Below are 5428 nucleotides of genomic sequence, written 5' to 3'. Positions count from 1 at the left end.
AAAAATAATGTTTACAATTTTTATTTTTTGGGGTATCCTATATAATGGTTAAATTTAATATTTATTTTATTCGAAAACTGTAAACAATATATTTTAAGTTGAAAGGAGAATAAACATGGGCTTTTATTTAGAAATTGATAGTATATTTGCAAGAGAAATCCTGGATTCCAGGGGAAATCCTACCATTGAAGTGGATGTGGTAACTGCTGATGGTTCTCTTGGAAGGGCTGCTGTACCTTCAGGGGCTTCAACAGGAGCTTTTGAGGCAGTTGAATTGAGAGATGGCGATAAAGATAGATATTTGGGAAAAGGTGTACAAAAAGCCGTAGAAAACGTAAACAAAATTATTTCAGAAGAAGTTGAGGGAATGAATGTCTATGACCAGGTTGCCATAGACAATTTAATGGTTGAGTTGGATGGTACTCCTAACAAAAGTAAGCTTGGCGCAAATGCCATACTGGGCGTTTCTCTGGCTGTTGCAAAGGCAGCAGCAGAATCATTGGGGTTAAGTTTGTATCAATACATAGGGGGCGTTAATGCAAAGGTGTTGCCCGTACCTATGATGAACATTATAAATGGTGGGAAACATGCCGATAACAGCGTAAACATCCAGGAATTCTTGATAATGCCGGTAGGTGCATGTTGTTTCAAGACAGCACTTCAGATGTGCGCGGAGGTTTTCCACAACTTAAAGAAAGTGTTGAAAGATAAAGGGTATAGTACTTCTGTAGGTGATGAAGGTGGATTTGCACCCAACCTTAAAACTGATGAAGAGGCAATTCAGGTTATACTGGAAGCTATAGAGAAAGCAGGATATAATGCGGGAGATGATTTTAGGCTTGCAATAGACGCTGCTGCTACTGAAATGTACCAGGATGACGGGTCATATTTATTCTGGAAATCCAACTTAAGAAAGACACGTGAAGAAATGGTAGAATTCTGGGCTAACTTAGTTGAGAAATATCCTATTATATCCCTGGAAGACGGACTGGCAGAAGAAGACTGGGAAGGCTGGAAACTTCTTACCGATAAAATAGGAAATAAAATTCAACTTATAGGGGATGACATTTTTGTTACTAATACTGAAAGGTTAAAGAAAGGGATTGACCTTGGAGTAGCAAATTCCATACTGATTAAAGTAAACCAGATTGGTACCCTTACCGAAACCCTTGATGCGATTCAAATGGCAAACAGGGCAGGATATACAGCCGTTGTCTCGCATAGATCGGGTGAAACTGAAGATTCAACTATTGCCGATATAGCAGTGGCGACCAATGCAGGACAGATTAAAACAGGTGCGCCTTCAAGAACTGACCGTGTTGCCAAGTACAATCAGCTTTTAAGGATAGAAGAAGAATTAGGAAATGCAGCCCAATATTTAGGACTGAATGCATGGTTTAACTTGAAAAATAAATAATATAATACGAATTTAATTATAGATTTTGCTATTGCTATATGAGACTATGTATGTTAAAATAAACTGAAACATATTTAGTAAATTGCCGGGCTGGTTATCTTGTTGTTATTGGAGGTGTTGGTTTGGGTATCGGTGCATTGATATTGAATATTTTGCATATAATTATTGCTTTATCTATAATAATAATTGTATTGCTGCAGTCAGGAAAGTCGGCGGGGCTCTCAGGTTCAATAGCCGGAGGTGCAGAGACATTTTTTGGCAAGAATAAGGGAAGAACAATAGATGCAATGCTTAGTAAGTATACAACTATTGCGGCAGTAGCATTTTTAATTACATCTATAATACTGTATTTAATACTGAAATAAAAACAAGGGGAAGACAAGTAATACAAGGGGACCAAGATAAGGGGACGGTTCCCTTGTTTTTTTACAATTAAATGATAAGGAGAATAATATTTTTGAGACATGCCCGGAAGAAATTATAAAGGAACCTCTCAAAAAATATTTAAATTATTGTTTTAATAAATGAAATGAGGTGCATGATGGAATCAGAAATAACAAAAGATGTAAGAAAAGGACGAATATTATCCTTTATGGAAAGCGAAGAATACAAACCTCTTCTTTTTAAAGAATTGGCCTTTGTATTGGGTGTTCCTAAATCAGATACCGATTTGTTCAAGGTGGTACTTGAAGAATTAGAGACAGAAGGGAAAATAGTTAAGTCAAACAAAAACAGGTATGGATTGCCCGAACATTTTAATTTAATACCTGGTAGGCTGCAAATGAATGAAAGGGGATTTGGGTTTGTTATTCCCGATACTGCTAATATGGGAGATGTATATATTTCTCCTAATTTTTTACACGGGGCAATGCATGACGATAGAGTGTTAGTTAAAATATTATCGAGAGATTCTTTTAATAAAAAGGATGAAGGGGAAATTGTCAAGATTCTTAAAAGAGCCAATCAAACGGTGGTTGGAACTCTCTTTAGCAGCCGCCACTTTTTATATGTGATACCTGATGAAAAAAGAATAACAGAGGATATACTAATTCCTGCTGAAGAGACAGGAGGAGCGATCCCTGGACAGAAAGTGGTTGCTGAAATAACTAAATGGCCTGAAAAGACAAAACACGCTGAAGGGCGCATAATAGAGATCCTTGGAGATAAGGATGACCCTAATACTGATGTACTGTCCATAATAAGAGCCTTTCACCTGACTGAAGAGTTTCCCGAAAATGTTATCCAGCAAGCTTTAAAAATAGAAGATTCGGTTCCGGAAGAGGCATTGGAAGGAAGAAGGGATTTGAGGGCTTTAAGAATAATTACAATTGATGGTGAAGATGCCAAGGATTTGGATGATGCAGTATCAATAGAAAAAACTCCTGAAGGGATTTACAGGCTTGGTGTGCACATAGCTGATGTAAGCTATTATGTTACAGAAGGTTCTCCATTGGACAGAGAGGCTTTAAAACGCGGGACAAGCATATATTTTGTGGACAGGGTTATACCTATGCTTCCGCCCAAATTATCCAACGGGATATGCAGCTTAAACCCAGGTGTGGATAGATTGACATTTTCAGTATTTATGACCATTGACTCGAAGGGCAATGTCGTCGACCATGAAATATTCGAAAGCGTTATAAATACTACTGAAAGAATGACTTATACAAATGTTTATAAAATATTGGAAGAAAAGGACCAAGAAGTTTGCAGCAAGTATTCCCATCTTATCGGCGATTTGCAGGTAATGGAGGAGTTGGCTCTTATACTTAGAGAAAAAAGGATGGCCAGGGGCGCCATAGATTTTGACTTTGGAGAAGCAAGAATAGTATTGGATGAAGAGGGAAGGATAGCCGATATAATGAAATTTAACCCTACGATTGCGGAAAAAATCATCGAGGAATTTATGATTGTATGTAATGAGACTGTAGCAGAGTATTTCTTTTGGCTTGATTCTCCTTTTGTATACAGAATTCATGAAGATCCGGATAAGGAAAAGCTTATTAATTTCAGTAATTTTGCGCGTATATTAGGGTACCGCCTCAAGGGATCCGGTGATATACATCCCAGTGCGCTTCAGAAACTGCTTGAAGAAGTAAAAGGTAAAAAGGAAGAAAGACTTGTAAGTACTATGATGCTGCGTTCCCTTCAGAAAGCGAAGTACAGTGAACGGAATGTGGGACACTTTGGTTTGGCATCAAAGTATTATTGCCACTTTACTTCACCAATACGAAGATATCCTGATTTAATTATCCACAGAATAATGAAGGAAGTTATCAAAGGCAAAATGGATGATGATAGAAAAAGGTATTATACTGAGAAGCTTCCTGATATTGCAAAACAGTGTTCTGAAAGGGAAAGACTGGCTGAAGATGCAGAGCAGGCGGTAGAAGACCTCAAAAAAGTTGAATATATGCAGCAGTACCTGGGGGATGTCTTTGAAGGTATAATTACGGGTATTACTAATTTCAGCATGTTTATTGAATTGGGTAATACTGTTGAGGGCATTGTAAAATTGTCGAGCATGGAAGACGATTATTATATTCTTGATGATATGGGTTATTTCCTCATTGGAGAAAGGACAGGAAAACAATATAGAATAGGGGATATAGTTGAGGTAAGGGTGGTAAGGACAGACAAGATAGCGAGACAGGTAGAGTTTGTGATTGAGAGAAAGCCGCAAAGTAAAAGAAAAGCCTCAGGGAAAAAACAGAAGGAAAGCGGTAAGGAAAACAGTAAGGAAAGCAGTAAGAAAAAGGAAAAGAAAAATACCCATACAGAAAATGAGGAGTAGCATACATTAAGGTAGAAGGATGTTGATATTCTATGATAATCGTAAGTGCATGCCTGGCAGGATTGAATTGTAAGTATAATGGGGAAAATAATTATAATAAAGTTGTTGCTGATATGGTCTCAAGAGGCGAAGCTATACCAATATGCCCGGAGCAGCTAGGAGGATGTCCTACACCTAGGCGGCCTTGTGAAATTGTCGGTGGGACTGGTGCTGATGTATTGGATGGTAAGGCAAGAGTAATTACTAAAGATGGTAAGGATGTTACTAGCGAACTTATAAAAGGGGCCCTGGAGGTATTGAAAATTGCGAAGCTTATTGGAGCAGAAGAAGCTATTTTAAAGGCTAAAAGCCCTTCATGCGGTTGCGGGGCAATATATGACGGTACCTTCTCGGGTAAAGTTGTAGAAGGAAACGGTGTCACAACTGAATTGTTGCAAAGAAATGGAATCAAGGTTACTTTGGAAAGTGCACTACCAAATATGCCTCTGCCGGGAAATCGGTAATATTTTCAATTATGTGTTCCTGGTCAGCCCGGTAACGGGCAGTATCACCTTCATTAACAATAACAGAATAATTCCCTGATGTTATTCTAAACCTGCCGGAAATAACAGTAAAAAATTCTTCGGCTTCTGGAAAATGGGGGTTAGATTTATTTTTTCCTTGGGGTTTAAATGTTATGTGATAAAGTTCAAGGTTATCTGTCATATGGACAGGTGAATTAATTCTGAATTTAACAGAACGGTCATCGGAATAAATTACAGGCGCATCATCCTTTCTAATTACTTCTATGGGAAAATCACCATTGCTTTCTATTAGTTCCGACACAGGTATATCTAAAGAACGAGCTATTTTCCATACTGTTATAACGGTAGGGTTTGTCTTTCCCTGTTCAATTTGCGACAGCATGGATTTTGAAACACCCGACCTCTTGGAAAGCTCGTCCAAACTCATATTCTTCTGTTTCCTGATATTGGTTATATTCCTGCCTATAGGCGGAGGACCGTTATCTATCACTTCAACCGCTCCTTATTTTTGTTTTTATATATTATATCCTATCAGATATTATTATGCAATTACTGTAAAATCTTCGCAGAGCTGAAGCATGAAAATTTTATTCTTATCCATTAATAGTGGCTGCGTTAGTAATTTTATCCAATTATATAATAATATTACATAAATTTAACCATACGTTTAAGTCATCGGATAACACTATAACC

General features: G+C 37.7%; 5 protein-coding genes. 4 read left to right on the top strand and 1 reads right to left on the bottom strand.

Annotated features, from left to right (window positions below; all coding sequences use genetic code 11):
• Positions 1–115: 115 nt before the first annotated feature.
• From eno to HPY74_19495, 4 genes are all read left to right on the top strand, one after another.
• Entirely contained in the window at positions 116–1417 is a 1302-nt protein-coding gene (eno, locus tag HPY74_19510; protein NSW92796.1) for a phosphopyruvate hydratase, read from the top strand.
• Between the two features lie 128 nt (positions 1418–1545).
• Complete coding sequence (gene secG / locus HPY74_19505; protein NSW92795.1) at positions 1546–1782, top strand: preprotein translocase subunit SecG; 237 nt, start codon at positions 1546–1548, stop codon at positions 1780–1782.
• 173 nt (positions 1783–1955) lie between these two features.
• Positions 1956–4211, top strand: coding sequence for a ribonuclease R (rnr, locus tag HPY74_19500; GenBank protein ID NSW92794.1), 2256 nt, complete (start codon positions 1956–1958; stop codon positions 4209–4211).
• A gap of 32 nt (positions 4212–4243) precedes the next feature.
• Positions 4244–4714 (top strand): DUF523 domain-containing protein, encoded by a 471-nt coding sequence (locus HPY74_19495; GenBank protein ID NSW92793.1) that lies wholly within the window; start codon positions 4244–4246, stop codon positions 4712–4714.
• On the opposite strand, the gene HPY74_19490 is transcribed toward HPY74_19495, so the two are convergent.
• Complete coding sequence (locus HPY74_19490) at positions 4665–5225, bottom strand: helix-turn-helix transcriptional regulator (protein NSW92792.1); 561 nt, start codon at positions 5223–5225, stop codon at positions 4665–4667. The genes HPY74_19495 and HPY74_19490 overlap by 50 nt on opposite strands.
• Positions 5226–5428 lie beyond the last annotated feature (203 nt).

The sequence above is a fragment of the Bacillota bacterium genome (assembly GCA_013314855.1).
GTDB lineage: Bacteria > Bacillota > Clostridia > Acetivibrionales > DUMC01 > Ch48.
The sequence above is the reverse complement of the archived record's forward strand: the minus strand, read 5'-3'. Positions and strand labels throughout refer to the sequence as shown.

Excerpts from the sequence above, each read along its gene's own strand:
- eno (NSW92796.1), top strand. The coding sequence starts at position 116 with ATGGGCTTTTATTTAGAAATTGATAGTATATTTGCAAGAGAAATCCTG.
- rnr (NSW92794.1), top strand. The coding sequence starts at position 1,956 with ATGATGGAATCAGAAATAACAAAAGATGTAAGAAAAGGACGAATATTA.
- HPY74_19495 (NSW92793.1), top strand. The coding sequence starts at position 4,244 with ATGATAATCGTAAGTGCATGCCTGGCAGGATTGAATTGTAAGTATAAT.